Annotated in this window: 14 protein-coding genes and 1 pseudogene; 9 read left to right on the top strand and 6 right to left on the bottom strand. The window is 41.9% G+C overall.

The features are described 5' to 3' along the window. The first annotated feature begins 11 nt into the window (after nucleotides 1-11). The 3 genes from AACU25_RS22880 (at nucleotide 12) to AACU25_RS22870 (ending at nucleotide 4453) form a co-directional block, all read left to right on the top strand. Nucleotides 12-791 carry a class I SAM-dependent methyltransferase gene (locus AACU25_RS22880; RefSeq protein WP_199347318.1) on the top strand — a complete coding sequence of 260 codons (780 nt, stop codon included), beginning with the start codon at nucleotides 12-14 and terminating at the stop codon, nucleotides 789-791. A gap of 192 nt (nucleotides 792-983) precedes the next feature. Beyond that, nucleotides 984-2150, top strand: coding sequence for a DegT/DnrJ/EryC1/StrS family aminotransferase (locus AACU25_RS22875; protein WP_190445767.1), 1167 nt, complete (start codon nucleotides 984-986; stop codon nucleotides 2148-2150). A gap of 128 nt (nucleotides 2151-2278) precedes the next feature. Further along, nucleotides 2279-4453 carry a GumC family protein gene (locus AACU25_RS22870; protein ID WP_096579582.1) on the top strand — a complete coding sequence of 725 codons (2175 nt, stop codon included), beginning with the start codon at nucleotides 2279-2281 and terminating at the stop codon, nucleotides 4451-4453. Between the two features lie 272 nt (nucleotides 4454-4725). Here the strand turns inward: AACU25_RS22870 and AACU25_RS22865 are convergent, their stop codons facing one another. Next, nucleotides 4726-5676: an NAD-dependent epimerase/dehydratase family protein gene (locus AACU25_RS22865; protein ID WP_096579577.1), complete on the bottom strand. Its 951-nt coding sequence runs from the start codon at nucleotides 5674-5676 to the stop codon at nucleotides 4726-4728. 375 nt (nucleotides 5677-6051) lie between these two features. Between AACU25_RS22865 and AACU25_RS22860 the strand changes: the two genes are divergently transcribed. After that, complete coding sequence (locus AACU25_RS22860) at nucleotides 6052-9195, top strand: two-partner secretion domain-containing protein (protein WP_096579575.1); 3144 nt, start codon at nucleotides 6052-6054, stop codon at nucleotides 9193-9195. A 337-nt stretch (nucleotides 9196-9532) separates the two neighbouring features. On the opposite strand, the gene AACU25_RS22855 is transcribed toward AACU25_RS22860, so the two are convergent. Both AACU25_RS22855 and AACU25_RS22850 read right to left on the bottom strand, forming a co-directional pair. Beyond that, the gene (locus AACU25_RS22855) at nucleotides 9533-9694 is read right to left on the bottom strand and encodes a ribbon-helix-helix protein, CopG family (protein WP_096579573.1); all 162 of its coding nucleotides are present in this window, start codon (nucleotides 9692-9694) and stop codon (nucleotides 9533-9535) included. A gap of 649 nt (nucleotides 9695-10343) precedes the next feature. After that, nucleotides 10344-11276, bottom strand: a complete 933-nt coding sequence (locus AACU25_RS22850) for a GIY-YIG nuclease family protein (RefSeq protein ID WP_096579571.1) — start codon at nucleotides 11274-11276, stop codon at nucleotides 10344-10346. A gap of 773 nt (nucleotides 11277-12049) precedes the next feature. Between AACU25_RS22850 and AACU25_RS22845 the strand changes: the two genes are divergently transcribed. Further along, a complete protein-coding gene (locus tag AACU25_RS22845; RefSeq protein ID WP_096579569.1) occupies nucleotides 12050-12307 on the top strand; it encodes a DUF7219 family protein in 258 nt (85 codons plus the stop codon). A gap of 200 nt (nucleotides 12308-12507) precedes the next feature. Continuing rightward, the gene (locus AACU25_RS22840; RefSeq protein ID WP_096579567.1) at nucleotides 12508-12972 is read left to right on the top strand and encodes a CYTH domain-containing protein; all 465 of its coding nucleotides are present in this window, start codon (nucleotides 12508-12510) and stop codon (nucleotides 12970-12972) included. Nucleotides 12973-13179: 207 nt separating this feature from the next. Here the strand turns inward: AACU25_RS22840 and AACU25_RS22835 are convergent, their stop codons facing one another. Next, nucleotides 13180-14748 (bottom strand): GMC oxidoreductase, encoded by a 1569-nt coding sequence (locus tag AACU25_RS22835; protein WP_096579565.1) that lies wholly within the window; start codon nucleotides 14746-14748, stop codon nucleotides 13180-13182. Between the two features lie 342 nt (nucleotides 14749-15090). Here AACU25_RS22835 and AACU25_RS22830 point away from each other — a divergent pair, with 342 nt between their 5' ends. Beyond that, nucleotides 15091-16635, top strand: coding sequence for a phytoene desaturase family protein (locus AACU25_RS22830; RefSeq protein WP_096579563.1), 1545 nt, complete (start codon nucleotides 15091-15093; stop codon nucleotides 16633-16635). A gap of 217 nt (nucleotides 16636-16852) precedes the next feature. After that, nucleotides 16853-18895 (top strand): SF1B family DNA helicase RecD2, encoded by a 2043-nt coding sequence (recD2, locus tag AACU25_RS22825; RefSeq protein WP_321206698.1) that lies wholly within the window; start codon nucleotides 16853-16855, stop codon nucleotides 18893-18895. A gap of 17 nt (nucleotides 18896-18912) precedes the next feature. Here the strand turns inward: recD2 and AACU25_RS22820 are convergent, their stop codons facing one another. Beyond that, a complete protein-coding gene (locus tag AACU25_RS22820) occupies nucleotides 18913-20145 on the bottom strand; it encodes an RNA-guided endonuclease InsQ/TnpB family protein (protein ID WP_096579561.1) in 1233 nt (410 codons plus the stop codon). Between the two features lie 257 nt (nucleotides 20146-20402). Here AACU25_RS22820 and AACU25_RS22815 point away from each other — a divergent pair. Next, nucleotides 20403-20651 (top strand): annotated as a pseudogene (locus AACU25_RS22815) (ATP-binding domain-containing protein); the annotation flags it as partial. Between the two features lie 514 nt (nucleotides 20652-21165). Here the strand turns inward: AACU25_RS22815 and AACU25_RS22810 are convergent. After that, complete coding sequence (locus tag AACU25_RS22810; protein WP_096579557.1) at nucleotides 21166-23664, bottom strand: helix-turn-helix domain-containing protein; 2499 nt, start codon at nucleotides 23662-23664, stop codon at nucleotides 21166-21168. Nucleotides 23665-23756: the final 92 nt, after the last annotated feature.

Genomic DNA, 23756 nt, shown 5'->3' with positions numbered 1-23756 from the left:
AGTTTATCATCATGGCAAGTGCAGTTAAAATATATAGCCCAAAAGAAATGTATAGTACGGTAGAATTTAACTTTTGGGCATATAAAGAATATTCTCTCTCATCTTCTGATAAATTTTTGATAGCCACCTATTTAGATGAAAGTTTGAAAACATTAGAGGCTGGTACAGGTGGAGGCAGGATAATTTCCTGCATGAAAGAAGGAGGATTCACCAATCTATATGCTTTCGATTATGTACCTGAATTTGTTGAAATAGCAAAGCGAAGAGATATTACTAATAGTATTAGTTTTGCTGTTGAGGATGCAGTATCGTTAAGTTATGACGATAATGAATTCGAGCAATTAGTTTATCTGCAACAAGTACTTTGTAATATTGAAGATGAAACTGGCAGATTTAATGCTTTTAAAGAAGCATATCGGATTTTAAAACCAGGTGGCACAGCAATATTTTCATTGCTGAATTTTGATAGTCGAGCCAAAAGTCCATTTTACTTACCTTATTTAGCCTATTTACGCTTATTAAGGAAACTTACTCATGTCAATCGCTCAATACAATATCTACCGCAATTGAAGTATGCAGGAAATACTAACTTGCAATCGCTACTCGATCAACCGCCATATTTATATTGGTATCGAGTTGAAGAAGCATATCAAATTATCAAAGCAGCAAATTTTGAGATAGTTGCACTGGGTTCTAATTTTCAAATAAATCAAGGCAAATTATCGACTTCTCTAGAAGATTTTCTGCAAGAACAAAATCAGGGAATGCTGTATTTTGTTTGTACTAAATAGTTTTCTAATTGGTAATGGGTAATTGGTAATTGGTAATTGGTAATTGTGAGTTTTTATTAATCCCCAATCCCCATTACCCCTTATCCCCAGAGGGGGCCCCGAGTTCCCCAATCCCCAGTCCCCAGTCCCCAATCCCCATTACCCCTTATCCCCAGAGGGGGCCCCGAGTTCCCCAATCCCCAATCCCCCACCATGAAACCAATTCTCCTGTCACCGCCTCACATGGGCGATCGCGAGTTAGAATTCGTCAAAGAAGCATTTGCCACTAACTGGATTGCGCCAGTAGGGCCGCATATCGATGCTTTTGAACAGGAATTTTGTCAAGTGATAGGTGCGCCTTATGCTGCGGCTGTGAGTTCTGGAACAGCGGCGATTCATTTGGCTTTGCGATTGGTGGGGGTACAGCCTGGGGATGAAGTTTTTTGTTCTACTTTGACGTTTGCGGCTACAGCGAACCCCATTACTTATTTAGGTGCAAAGCCAGTTTTTATTGACTGCGATCGCGTTTCTTGGAATATGAATCCCGATCTATTATGGGGAACGTTGGAACGCCGCGCCAGAATTGGTAATTTACCCAAAGCTGTGATTGTGGTTCACCTATATGGTCAAAGTGCAGATATCGACCCCATTTTAGAAGCTTGCAATCATTTTGACATACCCTTAATTGAAGACGCAGCCGAATCTTTAGGTGCTACTTATAAAGGACGTGCCACTGGAAGTTTCGGACGCATCGGTATTTTTTCCTTTAACGGCAATAAAATTATTACCACTTCTGGCGGTGGGATGTTAGTCTCTCATGATTCCCAACTAATAGAGAAAGCGCGGTTTTTGGCTACCCAAGCCCGCGATCGCGCTCCCCATTATCAACATTCAGAAATCGGTTACAATTATCGTCTCAGCAACGTTTTGGCGGGAATTGGTCGAGGTCAATTGCAGGTTTTATCTGAACGAGTTGCAGCCCGCAGACGCAACTTTAAAATCTATCAAAAAGCTTTAGCAAAGCTACCAGGAATCGAATTTATGCCAGAAGTGGGTTTTGGTCAAGCTACTCGCTGGCTTACTTGCTTGACAATCGACCCCAAAGCCTTTGGTGCAGATCGAGAACAAATCCGCCTCTTCCTTGCAGAACAGCAAATAGAATCCCGTCCTGTATGGAAGCCTTTGCATCTACAGCCTGTATTTGCTGACTGTGAATATATCGGTGGTGCGGTGTCCGAAGATTTATTTACCAGAGGTCTTTGTTTACCTTCCGGTTCCAATTTAACCAACGCAGATTTAGAAAGGGTAATTAGTGCGATCGCCACAATTCACCATCAAAATTCTACAACTAATTTAAAAAATCATTTTTCATCTTGTTAAGCTCAGAAGCTTCCTATGAGAAAAATATCCTATCACTATATAGCAAGAGAAATAACTTTTTAATTACGAATTACGAATTACGAATTAGTAATTACTTAAATTTGTTTATTATAAAAACAAAAACCGTTATGAATACAATCGAATCTGCATCCTCATTTGATAAATATTGGCAAATTATCCAGCGCCGTTGGTACCCTAGTTTAGGAGTTTTCTTCCCAGTAATGTTTCTGACTCTGCTGGCTTTACATTTCCAAAAACCAGCTTATGAGGCAGAGGGCAAACTGATGTTTCAAAGGTCAAATACCATTTCTACTATGACCGGAGTAGCACCAGAATTAGGCAAGTTAGAAGCAGTAACACAGGATGATAAAACTAATCCTTTAAATACAGAAGCAGAAATTATCCGTTCTATTCCTTTAGTGCAACAAACTATCATTGAGCTTGACTTAAAAAATGACCACGGGCAACCCTTAAAACCACGGGAATTTTTGAAGAATTTTACAGTAAAAGATATTAAGGGGGCGGATGTCATCCAAATTTCCTATCGGGATAGAGACCCAGAAGTTGCCGCAGAAGTTGTGAATACAGTGATGCGCGCCTATTTAGATCATAATGTATCTTCCCGACGCAAAGAAGCATCCGCCGCCCGCAAATTTATTACTATGCAATTACCGACTGCCGAATCAATCGTCAGTAATGCCGAAGCTGAACTAGCAAGATTTAAGGAAAGAAATAAAGTCGTTTCTTTAGAAGAAGAAGCCAGTAAATCAATTGAATTAGTTACAGAATTTCAAAGGCAAATAGGTGAATCTCAATCTCAGCTTGCCGATATCAACTCACAGTCTGAATCACTCCGCCAGCAATTAAACATGACCTCGCAACAGGCTGTAGCAGCAACTAACGTCAGCCAAACTGCTGGAGTGCAAGATATTCTCAAAGAAGTTCAGCAACTAGAATCGCAACTAGCTGCAAGGCGTACTGTTTTACAGGATGATCATCCAGAAATCATCAGTTTAGTAAACAAACAAAAAGCTTTAAAAGCAATATTAAACCAGCGTATTAAACAAGCTGTAGGCACAACACAAACACAAGATAATAACAATTTTCAAAATGGAGCGCTCAAACAACAACTTGCTGGAGATTTGGTAAAATTAGAGTCAAATCGTTTAGGTTTAGTCAGTAAAGTTGCAGCCTTATCTAACTTACAATCAGCATATAAGCAACGACTCAATATTTTGCCCCGTTTAGAGCAACAGCAGCGACAGTTAGAACGCAAAGTTCAAGCATCGCAAAATACATATTCTTTGCTACTACAAAAGCTGCAAGAAAGCCGTATTGCCGAAAATCAAAATGTTGGTAATGCCAGTTTAGTCTCTGAGGCTCAAGTTCCCGATAAGCCTGTATCTTCACCTTTAATTGCATATATCAGCGCAGGTTTATTAGCTACTTTAGCGGCGATAGCATATATGTATATCTTAGAAGCCAAAGATAAATCAATTAAAACAATTGATGAAGCTAAAGAATTACTAGGATTAACTTTGTTGGGGGTTATACCCTTTTTTCAAGAGCCGAGAACATATCATCATAGCCAGGAAGGTTTAGAAATCTATCCTTCTAGGCTAGTTGTGAGAGATTATCCCCGTTCTCCTATTAGCGAAGCCTACCGAATGCTACGCGCCAATTTGAAGTTTATGAGTGCTGATAAAGAGTTAAAAACTATTGTGGTTACTAGTTCCATTCCCGGAGAAGGTAAGTCAACAGTAGCTGCTAATTTAGCTCTAGCTATGGCACAAACAGAACGTCAAGTTCTACTCATAGATGGGGATTTACATTGTCCAGTTCAGCATAAAATTTGGGAACTCACTAATAGTCAAGGTTTGAGCCATGTAATTATTGGACAGGCTGAAAGTGATATAGCTATCAAACAAGTTACAGATAATTTAGATGTGTTGACAGCGGGAGTTGTACCGCCTTCACCCGCATCTTTATTAGACTCAAAACGTATGGCTTCTTTAATGCAAACTTATGCTACTAACTACGATTTTGTGATTATTGACGCGCCTTCATTAAACGTCGCCGCCGATGCAGCCACCTTAGGACAAATGGCTGATGGTGTTTTATTTATCGTTCGTCCTGGGGTAGTTGATTCCGTCCATGCAGCGATCGCTTGTGAAATTTTGGAAAAATCTGGTCAGAATGTCTTAGGACAAGTTGTGAATGGTGTGATTCCCAAAAACGAAAGTCATAGTTACTACTATTTCAACCAGGAATCTCAGCAGCAAGAGTATTCTGTGGCGAGGTAGTGGGGGTTGGGGACTGGGGATTGGGGATTAGGGATTAGGGATTGGGGATTAGGGATTGGGGGGAAATTACCAGTGGGTTGAAGACACAAGAATGTTGTGCGCCTGCAAATTGTTGAGATTAATAAGTTTTGCTTAATTAATTGCATAAAAATATAAGCATTTATAGCAAATGAGATCCCAATTGCTGTATTTGGGATCTCATTTACTGCTTTTGCGATCGCATTTACTATTGTTGAAAACTCAATTGCTGTATTTGCGATCGCAGTCAATTTTTAACTATACAAAGCCTTGATCCAATGCCATTCCTGGGTCAAACCTTCTTTGAGGGAAACTTTGGGCTGATATCCTAGAATTTCCCGCGCTTTAGATACATCAGCAGCAGTGTGGCGCGCATCTCCCATTGCTTTTTCTATATGGTTTCTTTTGATGGGTTTGCCAATTATTTCTTCCATCGTCGCTAAGACTTCTGCTAACACTACTCTGCTACCACCACCAATATTGAATATTTCGCCAATCGCATTAGGTGCAGTGGCGGCGGCTAAATTAGCGGCGACAGCGTCATTAATAAAGGTAAAGTCTCGCGTTTGCTGTCCATCACCAAAAACGGGAATGGCTTCATCTGCTAAAGCCGCTTTGAAAAACTTGTGGAATGCCATATCCGGGCGCTGTCTTGGCCCGTAAACTGTAAAGTAGCGTAAGGATACAAAAGGTACACCAAAGTTTTTGTGATACAACCCACACAAACGCTCGGCTGCTAACTTGGTAATACCATAAGGAGAAACAGGCCGAGGTGGAATTCCTTCGTGAGTGGGTAGAGTTTCTGCATCACCATAAACGCTGGATGTGGAAGCAAATACCAGCCTTTGCAAGTTTTTGGCATCTTTAGCAGCTTCTAGTAAAACTTGTGTAGCATTAAGATTGCGTTCGGTATAAGCGCGGAAGCCTTTACCCCAACTGGCTCTAACTCCCGCTTGCGCTGCTTGATGGTAAACTACCTCCACATCCTGAAGTAGTGCTGGCCAATCTAATAACTGAATATCTTCTTCAATAAATGTAAAGTTAGGAAATACTTGTAAGTGTGCCAGATTTTTGCGCTTAAATATTGGGTCATAGTAATCATTAACTTCATCAATACCAATTACTTCTTGACCTTGTTGGAGTAATGCTTCTGCCAGATGAGAACCAATAAATCCAGCTGCTCCTGTAACGATGATTTTAGCCATATTTCCTATTTGTGGGATATATTATTTCACAGTGTAATACTTATACCCTGTAAAAGTTATTACTTGGAAAGTTGGCGATCGCTTTCCCAGAGATAACTTCACGGTATTGGCACCTAAATTTACATTTAATTGAATAAACTACTGCTTTTTGGCAACCTAAGCAGCGATGCTTGCAATTTCCCCTGAAGCAATTCAAGCACCCAGATTTATCCTGGTCGTGCTTGAATTTTGAATTGGGAATTTGGAGCGATCGCGCAGCGTCTCCTTAAGAGAAGCGACGTGACAGCTTCTTTTCTACTGTCACCCAAATTATGCATAAGTTAAATCAAGGCAGAAATATAGTTCAATAGCGTAATTCCAGTCCCAACCACATCTATGCATCACCACAACCGTCACTCACAAGAGCGCATTCATCCCCATTTGAGAAGACAGAACGGGTTTGAGTTGTTGCTGTTCTGCGGTGTTTTAGTATTGACAAGCACATCTGTTCGCGCTCAACTTACCCCAGATAACACGTTAGGCGCAGAAAGTTCTCTTGTTAGACCTAATATTTTGATTAATGGCGCAAATGGTGATCTCATTGAAGGTGGTGCTAGGCGAGGCAGCAATCTTTTTCACAGCTTCAGTCAATTTAATATTAACGATGGGCAAAGAGTTTATTTCGCCAACCCGAATGGAGTTGAGAATATTTTAACAAGGGTGACAGGCACTCAAGCTTCTAATATTTTCGGAACTTTGGGAACCCAAGGCAGTGCCAATCTCTTCTTAATCAACCCCAATGGGATTTTATTTGGTGCTAATGCAAGGTTGGATATTGGTGGTTCGTTTGTCGCCACAACAGCAAATGCAGTTCGCTTTGGCACAATAGGCAACTTCAGTGCTACTAATCCCGAAGCACCACCCTTATTAACTATCAAGCCTGATGCATTGTTATTTAACCAAATTACCAAGGGTGCGATCGCGAATAACTCCGTTGCGCCTTCTGGGTTAGATCCATCTTCTAGTTTTATTGCTGAGGGTTTGCGCGTACCCGATGGTAATAGTTTGCTGTTAGTTGGTGGCGACATCCAAATGGATGGCGGAAATTTATACGCTTTTGGTGGGCGAGTCGAGTTAGGCGGTTTGGCTGGTGTGGGAACAGTGGGATTAAATGCAGATAGACAGAATCTCAGTTTAAGTTTTCCCGATGGCGTAGAAAGAAGTGATATTTTTCTCAGCAATGCTGCTCAAGTAGATGTTACTGCAGGCGATCGCGGAAGTATTGCGGTAAATGCTCGGAATTTAGAAATGACAGGCGAAAGTGCCCTCAATGCAGGCATAGCAAGTGGGATGGGTTCTGATAGCAGTCAAGCAGGAAATATCGATATCAATGCTAGTATTGCCGTCAATCTTAACACTATTAGTTTAATTTTTAATGCTGTACAACCAGAAGCAAAAGGGCAGGGAGGTGATGTCAATCTTAGAACTAGCAAGTTGCAAGTTCAAGGTGGGGCACAAGTGGGTGCTATTACATTTGGTGCGGGTAAAGCAGGTTCTTTAACTGTTAATGCTCAAGACATACAACTGATTGATAGAGGTAGTGGCTTATTTACTAGTACACAGCCAAACTCAACAGGGGATGCAGGAGATTTGACACTCAAAGCTCATTCCTTGCTGCTCAAAGATGGGGCACAAGTAGCTACTACTACATTTGGGGCAGGTAAGGGTGGTTCCTTAACTATTGATGCTCAACAAATAGAACTTATTGGTCGTAGTGCCTTAGCGGCTTCCTCACAGCGGAACTCAACAGGAAATGCAGGAGATTTGACACTCAAAACTCATTCCTTGCGGCTTAAGGAGGGAGCACAAGTATTAACTACTACATTTGGCGCTGGTAAGGGGGGTTTGTTGAGTGTTGATGCTAAAGACATACAACTGATTGGTACGGGTAGTGGCTTGTTTGCTTCCTCAGACAGAAACTCAACAGGAAATGCAGGCAATTTAACAATAAAAACTGATTCCTTGCTTGCCAAAGAAGGGGGACAAGTAGGTGCTGGTACAGTTGGTGTGGGGAAGGGTGGTTCTATAACTATTGAGGCTCAAAACGTGCAACTAATTGGTGTCAGTTCTAATGGTCAGTTTCCCAGTGGTTTGATTACTTCCGCATTACAAAACTCTACAGGGGATGCAGGCGATTTGACACTCAAAACTCATTCCTTGCTTCTTAAAGATGGAGCTCAAATATTAACTGTTACCATAGGCGCTGGAAAAGGTGGTTCTGTAACTATTGAAGCGCAAGACATGCAACTAATTGGTTTCAGCCCTAATGGTCGGAGTGGTTTGTTTACTTCGGCAATACAAAAATCAACGGGGGATGCAGGAGATTTGACATTAAAAACGGATTCCCTACTAGTTAAAGATGGGGCACAAATATTAACTGCTACAGTTAGTTCAGGTAAGGGAGGTTCTCTAACTATTGATGCTGACGATCTGGTAGAAGTTGTTGGTACTTCTCAAAATGATAAGTTTGTTAGTGCGATCGCTACATCTACAAATAGTTCTGGCAATGCAGGGAATTTAGCCTTAAATGCCAAACGCTTAATTGTCCGTGGTGGCGTTATAGCTGCAGATACATTCGAGAAAAGTACCGGCAGCGGTGGTAATCTGGTCATTAATGTTAGAGATGCTGTAGAAGTGACAGGAATTTCTAATATAAATGCTACTCCCAGTGCTCTGTCAGTTCGTAGTCGCGGTCAGGGAAAGGCAGGAAATTTGACAGTAAACTCACCACGCATCAGTGTAAAAGACCAAGGCACAATCGATGCAGAATCTTTTGCCGCTGATGGTGGAAACATGACGCTTAACACCGATTTACTGCTGCTGCGGCGTGGTGGTAACGTTTCCGCCACCGCAGGGATTAGCCAAGGTGCGGGTAACGGCGGTAACATTACCATTAATGCCACTGCGATCGTAGCTGTTGCCAAAGAAAACAGTGATATCCGCGCCAATGCTTTTACAGGTAACGGTGGTAACGTCACCATCAACACCGAAGGATTATTTGGTATCCTGCCAGCTTCTTTCCCAACAGACCGAAGTGAAATTACTGCCAGTTCGGAATTAGGTGTGCAAGGGCAAATTGATATCAATCAACCTGAATTGCAACGCACCCAAGGAATCATCGAACTACCTTCTAATGTCATTGATGCTAGTACTAAATTTGCTCAAGTGTGCCCTCAAGGCCCAAATGCCAAACCTTTAGGAAAATTTATCATTACTGGACGCGGTAGTTTACCCCCTAGTACTTTCGACCCCATGACAGGCACTTTCAACTTAATTGAACTAGCAACATTGGATCGAACAAGTTCCCCAAACGCACGAATAGAAGAAGAAATCAAAAGTTTAGATTCCAGTTCCGAGATTATGGTCGAAGCGCAAGGATGGGTTAGAACTGCAGATGGTCAAATTGCACTCATAGCAGGAGTACCGAGTGGTGTACCCAACTCTTCCATGACTGCTACCTCATGCCCAGTTTCTTCGTAATCCCAATTCAAAAAAGGTTAGCGACAGATAAATTTTTTGTCGGGGCACGGCATTCATAATCTTTTGAGATATCAAATTTGAGATATCAAAATTATCTTACTGGTGCCGTGCCCCGACCCATCTGTCGCGTTCTTTTTTTAAAATTACATAATTTGGCATCAAACTTAATTCTTATTTAAACAAGTATCATCGCTGCCCAAATACGGTTCGGATAAGTATTTTGCATCTCCCTTGTGATTTGGGAAAAGGGGTAAGGGTTAATTCAATCCTTTTCCCTGGTTCCCTTTCCCCTTAACCGAACTGTATTGATCTCCGCCTACAGTATTTGCTAAATTTCTCAACTATCTTTCTCCGGTACTTCAGTTTTTAAAGAGCGAATTAATTCCCGAATCACATCAGTAGCAGGTCTACCTGTGACATTGCAGTATTTTTCAAGTTTCTCGGCTTCGTTGGATGTGAGATTAATTGTGATGCGTTTAACAGCCCATTTCTTATTCATAATTTTAAGCAAGCAATAGTTGGAATCTCCTTTTCAAATATCAATCACTTAGACTGTTAATACAATGATATAAATCAGCATATTTAAATTAAGTAGTGATGAAGATCATACTATTTACTTCTAAGTAGGAGTAAAGAAATAAACAAGTTATGAAAGTATAAATTTTATCTATTTTTCTATGGATAAATTATGAACGAATTGTAAAAAATATATGTGAATATTGCAAAAATCAATAAATATTTAGATAAGCTAACTTGGGCAGCGATTCTCTGGAAACAACCTCACGCCTAATGTACAGCTATTTGCAGGTAAATAAATCACCCTCTACGAAATAGTGCTGAGTCCGTACAAAGAAAACAGTTAATGTTTGCGACACATCAATATTTCTAGAGGGCAAGGGCGTTGCCCATACGTGTCAACTTAATCTAAAAGCTATATACGGCGGGTGTTGTACAAATCCCTCACGCCCTCATCCCCTAACCCCTTCTCCCTGAGAGAGAAGGGGAATTGAATCTCTTGCTCCCTTCTCCCTGAGGGAGAGGGGCACAGGGTGAGGGCGAAACCTTGCAACCAAGAGGGTTTCACGTTAAGTTGACAACACTGGGCGTTGCCATTTCCCCTACCTACTATTAACAATGGTATGAGCTAATTAAACAGCAATTGGAATTAAACGAGAGTTCTCAGCAAGAATATCTATTTCTATTTGCGAAAGTACTTTAAGTTTCATTTGTTGCAAGTCGTTCAGCACGATTAAAATCTCTTCTGGATTAAATTTATAATATTCTGTTAAACTGTGTATCCTGTAATTAAATTCACGATAACAATATTTGAAATATAATTCTACATTGCCACGATTAGCCCAGGTTCCTAATACCTTAATAGCAACATTTTGGTAATGTGCGAGTAAATCTTTTTTGACTTCTGCTAGTCTTTCAGTTATTTGCCGCTCAGTTACTCCTATTTTATAGAGGGTTCCTTTATTAGTTTGAACTTCTAAAAAATATAATGTACAAGATAAGATACGTTTGAGTTGCGCGCGGTAGAGTTTTAAATCAGTGAGCCTGGATGCTAAATCAGGAGTATTTTTGTGCAGTGCGTGTTCTGCAGCTAACTGTAGTTTCAAAAGTTTTTTCAGTAATAGGGGTTCTTGAACTTCGTTGAATAGCGTTAATTCTAACGCCCCCGCAGGAATTTTACCTAATTCCGTAAATTCATATTCAGGCGGACTGAAATACACATTTTTTTTCAACATCTCTGCTTTGAGTAACCCAGGAGTAACTAAGTAAGAACTTATGGGATAATTTTGCGCTCCGTACTCCTGCCACAGTAATTTTAACTGTGCCACATCCTTACCTGATAGTTGAATATTAAAATTATCATACAGTGGCAGAGTGGGAAATTCTCGGTTAGCTACAGGGCGGCAAGTCTCTTCATTATGAGCAAAATGATGTTCTTTAACCTTGCCTTTCTTAGCAATTAAATCACCCTGACAATAAGGGCACTTAAGTGTAGTTTTACCACTACTGATATCTTCAATACTTACTAATATACCATCTCTATCTACACCATATTTTAGCCACATTTTCACACCATAATTGGAACTAAAAGTTGCTCTTACCAGTGTGCTGCAACTTTTGGAAAATGTCTCTATCTTTAGAAATAAAATAGGTAAGCAAGTTTAATATTGATTTAAATAATTTAAGCACAATTAGTCAATTTGTAACAGTGCAATTGCTTGCACCAATACATTCTGACTAATCACTATTAGATGCAGATGAGTGATAACCGAACATGATTGTACGTGCTTTGCGATCGCTAGTTCAAATTTGCCCAAAGATTAAGTTTCATAGCTTGTGTTAGGTGAAAGCCGTAATACATAAAAAGCATTGCTACAGGTGTCCTTCGCTACTAACGCATCCAACAGATGAAACAAGCGATCTCTTCAATAATTCAGTTTAGCTGACAGATGGATCATGCCATAGCAGTTTCATCCTAGCAAAAATACCTAAGCGGGAAATTTTAGGGGTTTAGCAATGCTAAAATCGCTGAGAAATTTACATATCTCAAGATTTTTGGCAATGATTCTAGGCATGATAAGTATAAGTCTCAGAAGTAATTAGAAAAACTAATAATGGTAAGTTTATTGCAGTCTGCGGCTGATGGCGTAATAAAACTTATAGGAACGCTATCAGGAAACCTTCCTGCTCAATGTGGATTTAAACAGAGCAAGTTTCTCCAGCTTTCATGGTGCGCTCCAATCAACCTCAATAATGATTTACAGTAGTTAAGGATAGTGATTGTGAATTCAGATTTTTAGATAATTATTGATTTTTTTCTGAGAGACAAGGGGTTATTATGACAGAATCAAACCGCATTATCAAAGAAAACTTTATCTATCCTCGCAGTCGTTACTATGGTCAAATAACACCAGAGAACTTATTATTCAATGCCAATCTCCAAGAGTTTTCTCAAAAAATCACTTATATCTCCTGCTTGGAAACTAGCGGTAAACTTTCACCAGACGAAGCTTATCGGCAAATAAAAAAAATCTGGAAGCAGTTAAAAAAATCTAAAAAAGAATTAGGAATTACTCCCAATACAAACGGTATGTAAAGCATGATATGGCAGAGTTAACACAGCTAAATTGTAACTACTATCATGTCTAAGAAGTAGGGTGCGTTAGCCTTGGCGTAACGCACCACCAAAGCTTTTGCTGAGATTTTTCAGAAATCAAATTCAATAGATATTTTGGTTGCCACCATTTACGACTTATTGGTAAATTTAAATATCTATGACATCTATTTTAAATTCCAATGGCAGCAGAAATCGAGAGAAAATTTCTAGTTCAAGGAGATAGTTGGAGAAACCTAGCTGAGGGTAGTTTATATATTCAAGGATATATTTCTACAAAAAAAGAAGCAACTGTCCGCGTTCGGATAGCAGGTAACCAGGCATATTTAACAATTAAGGGCGCAACTATTCAATATAGTAGGTCAGAGTTTGAATATCCCATTCCACTAGAAGATGCTCGCGAAATGCTAAATACTTTGTGCGAAAAGCCTCTAATAGAAAAAACTCGCTACAAAATAGCATACGGTAATTTAATATGGGAAATAGATGAGTTTGATGGTGTTAATAAAGGATTGATATTAGCAGAAGTTGAACTCAGCCACGAGCAACAGCAATTTGAACTACCACTTTGGATTGGCGAAGAAGTTTCCCATGTTCCTAAGTATTTTAATAGTAATTTAGCTCAACATCCTTTCTCTCAATGGTAGTTATTACACAGCTTAAAGCTATACTTATCCTGACAAGAATTACGATTTTTTAGGATAAGATTAAATTCTTCAGAAGGGCACAACAATGTTGTGCCCTTCTGAATTTTTGCATTATTTTTTCAAATTGCTGTTAGCTAAAGAAAATCTCACAATCCAAATATAAAAAATTCTCTTCTCTAGTCCCTAAATTTTAATCTCTAGCTGCTATTATCGCTCCCATTCCTTAGTTTTAGAAGTCTTGTTGAGAAAGCGATCCATGCATCGTTCTGCTAAGGCTGCGATAGTTAGGGATGGGTTAGTACAAGCAGTTGAACCTGGAATCAGAGAACCATCAACAACAAATAAGTTGGGATAGCCGTGAACCTGTCCATAAGTGTTACATACAGCATTCATCGTTGCACCACCAAGAGGATGAGCTGTGGAGCTAAAGTCTAGCTCTCTACCAAAACTAGTACCATTAGCTAGATTCATCTTTTGGTAAGTATATAGATTCGCTTGAGCAATTTTTTGATTATTAGCTGAGTTTTTCGGCCAGAATAAATTAGCTGATTGCTTAACAGGATTGTAGGTAAGATAGCCCTCTGGCTTAGTAATTGCTAGTGCCACCGGAGCCAATACACCTTGCGGGACAATGGGGAAAGGAAGCTGCTCAGTAATTATTGGGGCGATGGGATTGTCAAGATGTTCAATGACTATGGTTGCTGGCCCACCTAATGTAGAATTAGTTTGTCCAGAGGTGACGATCGCAGCCACAGAATCACCATTAGTTCCCCAAAATTTTCCGACTTGATCGTTCAAACGGCGCAAAGTGCGGTTGTGCTTGGCACGCAACAATAATTCTGTGGTACCAATGGAACCAGCTGCCAAAAACAGGTAATTACAAACAAAGGATTTTTGGTACTGTACAACTCCCTGCTCATTGATTTGATTGCAGGTAACCCGAAAACGCCCAGCCTGATATTCTTCTATCGTCGTTACGACGTGTAGAGGTCGGATTTCCACATGACCAGTAGCTTCTGCCATGCGGAGATAATTGCGGTCTAAACTCTTTTTCGCACCACTGTTAATGCCGTAGTAAACTTGACCGAGAATCGCTGAAGCAACCTTTTGTCCAGCAATTTCTTGTCTAACGATATCCCAATCAACAGCTATATCGAGCTTGCGGGATTTTAAACCAGCTTTGGTAGCTTGTTCTTGTAAAATGCGGCTGGCCAAATAGTAGTCAGTCTTGAGAATCTCATCTGGGATAGGAGATGGTTGAAGAATAGAACGTACTCTTGGATAGTACACTTCATCCATTTCCTGATATTTGATACTGCGCGGAAAGACTTGGCAAAAAAGTTCTGGAGTTGGTTGATAGCTGACAGCGTTGTAGACCAACGAACCACCCCCTACCCCGGCTCCACGATAAACATTGATGCCATCACCTACCTTAATATCGAGAACACCAGTATAGACATTGATCGGAGTTTGATTGAAGACAACTGTTGTTGGGCTTAACCAAGTTGAGCGACCATCGGGATTCTGGTATGTGCAGAAAGTATCACCTGCATCGGTGATTGGCCATCTTCGTCCTCTTTCCAAGACAACGGTTTCTATTCCTGCTTGACCAAGGCGTAATGCTGCGACTGCACCACCAAAACCACTACCGATAACCAGCGCCTCTACATATTCTTGCCCACCAAAAGCGGCAGAGCGAACAGAGGACATTCCTACACTGGCGCTAGCTGCAAGGGTTGCTTGCAGGAATTGACGACGTTTAATTAACCGGGACACGATATAATCTCCTGTTGAAGCTGATTATGCACCGACACTGTTACATCTGGTTGAAATCACTAGTTGCAATTCATGTCTTTTAGGAAGTACAGAAGTAATTGAAAACTTCTGTCATTCCTGTTGCACAATCCAGAAAATATCAGTGTTCAAAATTATTGATCTGCCAAATTGCCAAAACGCTATTTTTGCGTCTTTTTCTCAGATTTTGCTCAATTTTGATGAAGTGATTTTGAAGATTTAGCGATCGCCCAAGGAACTTGCAAATACAAAAACTAGCCGCCGATGTTGACTGTGCAAGACTTGGCACAATAAGTATGGACTATGCACTCATGACTAGTGGCTATGAACCAAACAGATGTAGTTGTAATTGGTAGCGGTATAGGAGGTTTGAGTTGTGCGGCTGTTCTGGCTCGCTATGGCTTTGATGTGATTGTGTGTGAGAGTCATACAATTGCGGGTGGGGCGGCGCACAGTTTTGAACGTCAAGGATTTAAGTTTGATTCGGGGCCTTCTCTTTATTCTGGGTTGTCTGACAGTCCTTCTGTGAATCCTTTGCGACAAGTATTAGATGTAATTGGGGTTGATTTGCCTTGTGTGACCTATGATACTTGGGGCTGTCGCCTACCGGAGGGTGATTTTGATACATCTGTTGGTGCAGAACAGTTTTGTGAAGTCCTGGCTAGGCTGCGGGGAGAAGATGCGGTGTCTGAATGGCGACGCTTGCAAGAGGTGATGACACCACTAGCCCAAGCTGCGATCGCTCTCCCTTCAGCTGCATTACGCTGGGATATAGGTGCGGCTTTAACTGTGGGCAGATTTGCGCCATCTCTGGCTCAACACGCTGGCAATATGATGAAATTAACGGGGCCCTTCTCCCGCATTATGGATGATGTTGTCCGCGATCGCTTCATTAGCAATTGGCTAAACTTACTATGTTTTCTGCTCTCGGGACTACCAGCATCAGGGACTAACGCCGCCGAAGTGGCATTTATGTTTGCCGACTGGTACAAACCCGGAGTAACTTTAGATTACCCTGTCGGTGGTAGTGGTGCTTTGGTCAATGCACTGGTGCAAGGACTAGAAAAACATGGCGGAAAATTAATGTTAGGCGCTCATGTTGAGCAAGTTTTGGTAGAAGGAAATAGAGCAGTAGGTGTGAGGTTGCGTGATGGTGCAGAAATTCGCGCACGGCGGGCGGTTGTGTCTAATGCTGCGGTGTGGGATACATTGAAATTACTACCACAAGGGGCTTTACCAGAAAAATTTCGCAACCAACGCCAAGCCACACCAGAATGTGACAGCTTTATGCATCTGCATTTAGGTATTGATGCTCAAGGTTTACCAGCAGATTTAGCTTGCCATTATATTGTGGTCAATGATTGGCAATTGGGTATCACTGCACCGCAAAATGTTGTGCTGGTATCAATCCCCTCAATTCTCGATCCATCCCTTGCACCCCCAGGTAAGCACGTAATTCATGTATATACCCCTGGTAATGAACCCTACAAACTTTGGCAAGGAATGGATAGGAGAAGTCAGGAATATGAACAACAAAAGCGATCGCGTGCTGAGGTAATGTGGCAAGCTTTAGAACGCATCATTCCCGATATCCGCACCCGTTGCGAAATCACCTTGGTTGGTACACCTCTTACCCACGAACGTTTTTTACGTCGTCATCGTGGTTCTTACGGCCCTGCAATTTCTGCCGCCTCTGGTTTATTTCCTGGTCATGGTACACCCTTAGCCGGGTTGATGTGCTGCGGCGATTCCACATTCCCTGGCATCGGTTTACCAGCTGTTGCCGCTAGTGGGATGATTGTTGCTAATACCCTGGCTCCTGTGAGTAAGCATTTGGCTCTGTTGAAAGAGATAGGGGCTTTGGGCTAATAAAAATATACAGTTGCGTTGGTGAGCAGAGGGATGAGGAGGCAGGGGGCAGAGGAAGCAGAGGAAGCAGAGGGGGAGAAAAGAAATACCCAATTTCCCATGCCCAATTTCCCATGCCCAATGCCCAATGCCCAATGCCCGTTAACATTTAGTACTCATGTACTATAATAATTTTATTTCTATGCTTATAATGATGTGCGGCATTTTTAATTGAGCAATGTCCACTTCCCCAACCCATCAACAGCAAACAATCAACGCCTCACCTAACTACGAAACCATCACTGGAGTAGTAGAACGCCTGACTTTTTACTCAGAGGAATCAGGCTACACTGTAGCGCGGCTGGTACGTCCTCATGCCAAAGACTTGACCACAATTACTGGTAGCTTTGCCAATATTCAACCAGGACAAACACTGCAACTAACAGGTTTTTGGCGCGATCATCCCCAGTATGGCCCGCAGTTTCAAGTCGTCAATTATCAGGAAACCAAACCAGCTACACTTACAGGAATTGAAAAGTATCTGGGTAGTGGACTGATTAAGGGTGTGGGGCCAGTCACAGCCAAACGCATTGTTGCTCACTTTGGTCAGGAAACCTTGGAGATTATCGAACATCAAATTGAGCGATTGATTGAAGTTCCAGGGATAGCCAAAAAGCGCATCAAGTTAATCAAAAACGCTTGGGAAACGCAAAAAGCCATTAAAGAAGTCATGGTATTTTTGCAAGGGCATGGTGTTTCTACTACATACGCAGTAAAAATTTACAAGCAGTACGGAGAGCAGGCGATCGCCAAAGTTACAGAAAATCCTTACCAGCTAGCAGCCGATATCTATGGGATTGGATTTTTGACTGCCGATAAAATTGCGCGTAATATCGGAATTGCGCCAGATAGTGAGTTTAGATATTGTGCAGGTATTATTCATGCTTTGAGTGCAGCCGCAGAAGATGGGCATTGCTACTTACCTGACAGCGAATTGACTGAGAGTGTCATTAAATTACTCACCACTGATGAGCATCAGCCACAAGAATCTGCCATTGCTCAAACTATCAAAGACATGGCACTCAAAGATGACTTAATTAGAGAGAAAACACCAGAGAAAACGGTACTGTGTTATAAGCCAACTTACTACCACACTGAGGAAAATTTAGCACAACTCATATCTCGGCGTTTGAGTCAACCAGTAGCACAAGATATTCCTCGGGTGCGGGCTTGGCTAGAGCGATTTACCAGCAGCCAAAAAATTCAGCTTTCAGAACAGCAGCAACAAGCCGTAGAAATGGCGGCTTATTCTCCTGTAATGATTTTGACAGGCGGCCCTGGAGTAGGTAAAACCTTTACAACCCACACCATAGTCAGCTTATGGAAGGCGATGGGCAAATCTATTGCTTTAGCGGCACCAACTGGCAGGGCGGCTCAAAGACTGGGTGAAATGACTGGGCTAGAAGCGAAGACAATACATCGCTTACTGGAATTTGAACCAAAAACCATGAGTTTTAAGTGCGACAATCACAATCCTTTGCCCCACCAGGCAATTATTGCTGATGAAGCATCAATGCTGGATTTATTCTTAGCATACTCTTTAATAAATGCTGTGGCGGCTGGCGCTCAACTATTATTAGTAGGAGATATCGATCAGTTACCCTCAGTGGGGCCAGGGCAAGTACTGGCTGATTTGATTAATTCTCAGCAAGTGCCAGTAGTGCGCTTAACACAGGTATTTAGGCAAGCCCAGCAAAGTGCAATTGTTACCGCCGCACATCAAATTAATCGCGGACAATCTCCCACAATCGAGCCAATTTCCGATCAGCCGGTGTCTGATTGTCTGTGGCATGGGGGAGGATTTGAGCCAGAACATGGAGTACAAACAATTTGCGAGTTGATTACAGACTTAATTCCTCGCTTAGGATTTAATGCTGCTACCGATGTGCAAGTACTTTCCCCAATGACACGCGGTGTTGTAGGTACTCGCAACCTCAATACTGTATTGCAACAGCTAATTAACCCTCCCAGCCCCGACAAAGTTGAGATTACTAGAGGTGGGATGACTTTACGTGTAGGCGATCGCATTATTCAGCAAATGAATGACTACAACCGCGAAGTTTTCAATGGGGATTTGGGAATTATCGCAGGTATTGATACAGAGGAGCAGGAAGTGACAGTGCAGTATGGCGAGCGCTTAGTAGTTTACGATTATGCTGACCTAATTGACATCCTCCCACCGCTAACCCTTTCCTGCGGAACGCTCCGCGAACGGGTGTAGCGGGGGATTCCCAAACCTCACGATTCGGGTTTCTGTTTCCTTCCCTTACGGGTTTTTTGCAACTGCCCTTTAGACTTATGCCCATCAGGTCTTATGTTCGCTCCACAGACTGTACGGGAGTCGCTACAACGGGGGGAACCCCCGCAACGCGCTCCCTTAACGGTGTGTCCCACCGCCAAAATATTTCGACTGGCGTTGATGTCTCGGTCGTGGTGTGTTCCACAATTGGGACAGTCCCACTCCCTAACATTCAACGGCAGTTTATCAACAATATGTCCGCAGTTGCCACAGCGTTTAGAACTAGGAAACCATCGGTCAATTTTTACTACTGTTCGACCATACCATTTGGCTTTGTATTCCAGTTGACTCACCAATTCTCCCCATGCAGCATCACTAATGGCACGGGCAAGTTTGTGATTCTTGACCATATTCTTAACTGCCAAATCCTCCACCACTATCGTTTGGTTTTCACGAATCAGTCGAGTTGTCAGTTTGTGCAGATGGTCTTTTCTGGAGTCAGAGATTTTGGCTTGAAGGCGGGCAACTTTGAGTCTTGCTTTGTCTCGATTACGAGAAGCTTTCTGTTTGCGACTCAAAGACTTTTGGGCTACCTGGAGCTTTTGATAGTGCTTGTCAAACGCCTTGGGGTTAGCAATCTTCTCACCCGTACTCAAAGTAACAAGACTGCTCACCCCAACATCCAACCCTACAGCACTATCAACTGGTTGCAAAGTTTCGTCAGTCGGATCATTAATCCGCAAACTGACAAACCAGCGCCCAGAAGGTTCAAGCCTAACTGTGATAGTACTAGGTTCACACCCCTTTGGCAGTTGTCTAGACCATTTAATAGGCAATGGTTCAGAACACTTAGCCAAATAGACTTGTCCATCCTTCCACCGGAAAGCAGACTTGGTAAACTCTGCACTACCACCGCTACGTTTCTTTTTAAAGTTGGGATATTTAGCCCTACCTGCAAAGAAATTAGTGAAAGCAGTTTGCAGATGTCTCAAGCCTTGTTGCAGTGGCACACAGCTAACCTCATTCAAAAACTTGAGGTCATCAAGCTTTTTCCACTGCGTCAACATAGCAGAAGACTGAACGTAATCAACCTTCTGTTGACTCTCATACCAAGCTTCGGTTCTTGCCGCCAAAGCTTTGTTGAATACCAACCGCACACACCCAATTGTCCGGCGCAATATCTGTTCTTGCTCGGTGGTTGGGTAAAAACGGTAGCGGTAGGCTTTTTCCATGCTTCACATTTTACCATTAAATCTGTGAAATACATAAAACCCCCTATGTACCAAAGTTTATTTACTCACTCGTCGCTCACCCCGTCGTCTGTTGCTGCTCCGCAACAACTCGACTTCATTGTGAATCTCAAGCGGACTCCCCATTCCTGCGCCAGCGCTGCGGGAGGGTTTCCCTCCGCAGGCGACTGGCATCCTCACCGCCTTCGCGGAGCGTCTCGTAGAGAAGCTGACGCTGTGGCGGGAGTCTCCTGGGGGTGTTAGATGAAATATCCCTAGCATTCGCCACCACAATTCATAAATCTCAAGGCAGTGAGTATCCAGTGGTAATTTTGCCGCTATATATGCAGCACTATATGATGCTGTCGCGGAACCTGTTTTACACTGGGCTAACTCGTGCTAAAAAGTTGGCAATTGTCATTGGCTCGAAAAAAGCCATATCCCTAGCTGTGCGCTCCAGTGAAGATAAACAGCGCTACACAAGATTACAACAGCGATTGCAGAACTAATAGGGCGGGCGTTGTACAAATACCTCGCGCCCTCATCCCCTAACCCCTTCTCCCTCAGGGAGAAGGGGAACTAAATCTCTTGCTCCCCTCTCCTGGTGGGAGAGGGGCTGGGGGTGAGGGCGAAACCTTGCACAAGAGCGGGTTTCACGTTAATTTGACACCACTGGCAAGATGCCCAACGCCACTTGCTACAACGGGGAGGCAGCCGCGTGGGCGGGTTTCCCGACTTGAGCGGACTGCCGTGGGAACCCGCGCAACACAGTGGCTCCCCCACAATAAATATACAATTTCAGATTATGAAAACTAGATGTGGTTTAACTTACCAATTCAAAATTCAAAATTACGCCTGATATGAATTAGTATTAATTATCAAAATTCTTATACCAATTCAAATAAACTTTGCAACAGATGAATTCTTTGTAAGGGCACGGCATATACAATCTTTTGGAATATCAAATTATCTTACTGATGCCGTGCCCCTACTACCCATTTGCTCTCTTCTGCCTCCTTTATTTTAACTACTTGCAATTAGAGAAATTTTCGCAACTTGTTTTGGTGCTTTGATTTCCGTAAATAGCTGAATTGCTTGATGAAAATACATTTGACTTTCATCAATCTTGCTCAAATTTTTGTAAGTCAACCCTAACTGAAAATAAGCTGCTGCTAAGTCACATTTAGCGCCGATTTTATCCAAAAGTTCAATTGCTTCTGTATGATGGGCAAGAGCTAATTGATAATCTGCTTGTTGGCGATAAATTTCTGCTAAACTATTTAGGGTTTTGGCTTTGACTTGCATATAATGACTTGCTTCTGCAAAAGTCAATACTTGATGAAACATTTGATGGGCTTTAGAAAAATCTCCTAAATTTACATAAGTCTGTCCTAAAATTTGCATAAAATAAGCAAAGCTGCCATTCTTGAGCAATTTTTCATTTTTAAGATTTTCATAGGCGATATTGGCTAACTCATGGGCAGCATCACATAAACCTAAGGATGAATTAACTAAAGCTAAACACACAGAAGCTTTTTCTGCCCAGCGATGATGAGCGGTATTTTGAGCCAGATAAATTACTTGTTGAAATAACTCAAAAGCTGCTTCTAATTCCCACAAATCTATTTTGTAAAGACCAATGCTTAAGAGGGAATCTACTTCTAACATTCTCAGATAGTAAACTTTATTGGCAGCGACGGGAAACTTCATTTTGGGCATGGGGCATGGGGCATTGGTAAATTCTTCTCTATCCCCTATACCCTGTTCCCTATGCCTAAAAACTCCATCACCTTGTGGGTGAAGTGTTTCATGTTTATTTTCTGACTGATGTACAAGTGATTTAAGCGCTTGCTTTGCTAAATTTATAGTTTTTTCTTGGCAAGTTAGCGCCTGATTAATATCACCAGTTATCCAATATAAATCTCCCAAAATATTGTATAATTCGATAATATTTTGTTCATCATCAATATGAGTTAATATATGATTAATTGCCGTGAGTATGGGCTGAATTAAACCCATGCGATATAAAGTACTACCTAGTGGTAAAAACTGCTGCCATTGATTATTACGACTCTTAAGAATCACCTTACCTGCTAACTCAAATTCATTAATTTCTATATAGTGATAATAGGATTCTAGAGCCTGTAAAGCATCTTTAAAGGTGGCAATTTGGGTAACACTAGCTGTCCAAAATTCTGCGGCTTTGTGGTTAGTAATTTTCCACTCATCACTCATGCGTAAACGCGCGATCGCCTCAGCTTGAATGACCGGATGTAGCCAATATTCACCTTGAACGCACTCTACTAAAGAACGATTTTGCAAGGAAGCGATGACTTGGCGATGTTCAGCAAGTGGCACATCCCATAATAAACAAAATATTCCTTGTGCTGGAATAGTGGGTATATCTTGGTAAAGATAACAACCTAAACGGCACAGCAGACGATAGGCTTGAGGATCGAGAGATTGCAAACGATTAATTTGACTAACCGCTAAATTTTTTAAATCTGTGGCGGCTAAAGGATCGCCATGATTTTGTTGCCAATAAAGCGCCATATCACCGCCAAAATCGGCTTGCATCGCACCGCCGAGAATACCCATTGCTTTGGCATTACCGCCGTAGGTACGATGTATTTTTTGCAAGCTAGGAAGGTCAATAGTTAACCCCCGATTGCGAAAAAACTTCAGCCAAGCGCTTTGATCTAAACCTGGAAGCCGATAATGATGTACATTTAGTTCTGGTTCACACAGGCGATCGCGACTGGTAATTAGTGTGAGAGATTGTACCCTAACATCAGCTAAAATCCGCAGCAGTTCTAAATAGTTGCGGTGGGGAGGAATTAACTTTCCTTGTTGATCTAAAGCTGGTTCTAAATTATCAATTAACACCCCAATCCGCCGCTGATGAAGTAGGCGCTTGAGTCGTCCCAAAGTTACACCAAATTCTACCCCCGGTTCTTCACCAAAGTCTTGTTTAAGCCATTCCTCTACTACCCGTTGCGCTGAGGTGATATTATGGGTTTCTTTCGCCATCAACAATTCTAAAACCAACTCGAAACCCTGATTTTGCAAATATTGCTGTGCGAGAGTAGTTTTACCTAAACCGCCTTCACCTTGGATAACAATGACTTTCGACCCCTGATTTACTAAAGTATTCAGGTGAGCGATCGCATCTTCTCTACCCAAAAAATTGCTATCCTCTGGTTTAATAGCGGAAACTTGGGACGGTTTTGAGTAATCAATCAGACCGGATATCGCCGCAGTTTTTCTCAGCACCCGTTCTAAAGTAGCGCGACAATTACTTTTAGTAATCTTTTCTCTGAGTACCCGAGACAGCAACTTCCATAACTGCGAACCCACATCCTTAACGTGTCCTTCCGTACAACCGTAAGCATGGGCAATATCTAAATATTTTCTACCCAACCAAACTTGCACAAGAATAACTTTTTGCAAATCGCTCAACCGTTCCCCGGTCTGAGCAGGAATTATGGTATCTAACCATGCTAATGCTGCTTCAGCGTCCATTCTGTAGCGAAGAGGGTAGTGAAATATGAGAACTATAGATTAATCTACAATTCCTCTGCTCCAATTTTCGGATAAGATTCTGTGAATCCTAC

Source organism: Tolypothrix tenuis PCC 7101 (assembly GCF_963874875.1).
GTDB lineage: Bacteria > Cyanobacteriota > Cyanobacteriia > Cyanobacteriales > Nostocaceae > Aulosira > Aulosira tenue.
Note: the sequence above shows the minus strand (reverse complement) of the source record. Positions and strands in the feature narration are given on the sequence as shown.

Coding starts and splice junctions, on each gene's coding strand:
- AACU25_RS22875 (WP_190445767.1), top strand. CDS start 984: ATGAAACCAATTCTCCTGTCACCGCCTCACATGGGCGATCGCGAGTTA.
- AACU25_RS22880 (WP_199347318.1), top strand. CDS start 12: ATGGCAAGTGCAGTTAAAATATATAGCCCAAAAGAAATGTATAGTACG.
- AACU25_RS22810 (WP_096579557.1), bottom strand. CDS start 23,664: ATGGACGCTGAAGCAGCATTAGCATGGTTAGATACCATAATTCCTGCT.
- AACU25_RS22865 (WP_096579577.1), bottom strand. CDS start 5,676: ATGGCTAAAATCATCGTTACAGGAGCAGCTGGATTTATTGGTTCTCAT.
- AACU25_RS22860 (WP_096579575.1), top strand. CDS start 6,052: ATGCATCACCACAACCGTCACTCACAAGAGCGCATTCATCCCCATTTG.
- recD2 (WP_321206698.1), top strand. CDS start 16,853: ATGTCCACTTCCCCAACCCATCAACAGCAAACAATCAACGCCTCACCT.
- AACU25_RS22855 (WP_096579573.1), bottom strand. CDS start 9,694: ATGAATAAGAAATGGGCTGTTAAACGCATCACAATTAATCTCACATCC.
- AACU25_RS22830 (WP_096579563.1), top strand. CDS start 15,091: ATGAACCAAACAGATGTAGTTGTAATTGGTAGCGGTATAGGAGGTTTG.
- AACU25_RS22820 (WP_096579561.1), bottom strand. CDS start 20,145: ATGGAAAAAGCCTACCGCTACCGTTTTTACCCAACCACCGAGCAAGAA.
- AACU25_RS22850 (WP_096579571.1), bottom strand. CDS start 11,276: ATGTGGCTAAAATATGGTGTAGATAGAGATGGTATATTAGTAAGTATT.
- AACU25_RS22845 (WP_096579569.1), top strand. CDS start 12,050: ATGACAGAATCAAACCGCATTATCAAAGAAAACTTTATCTATCCTCGC.
- AACU25_RS22840 (WP_096579567.1), top strand. CDS start 12,508: ATGGCAGCAGAAATCGAGAGAAAATTTCTAGTTCAAGGAGATAGTTGG.
- AACU25_RS22870 (WP_096579582.1), top strand. CDS start 2,279: ATGAATACAATCGAATCTGCATCCTCATTTGATAAATATTGGCAAATT.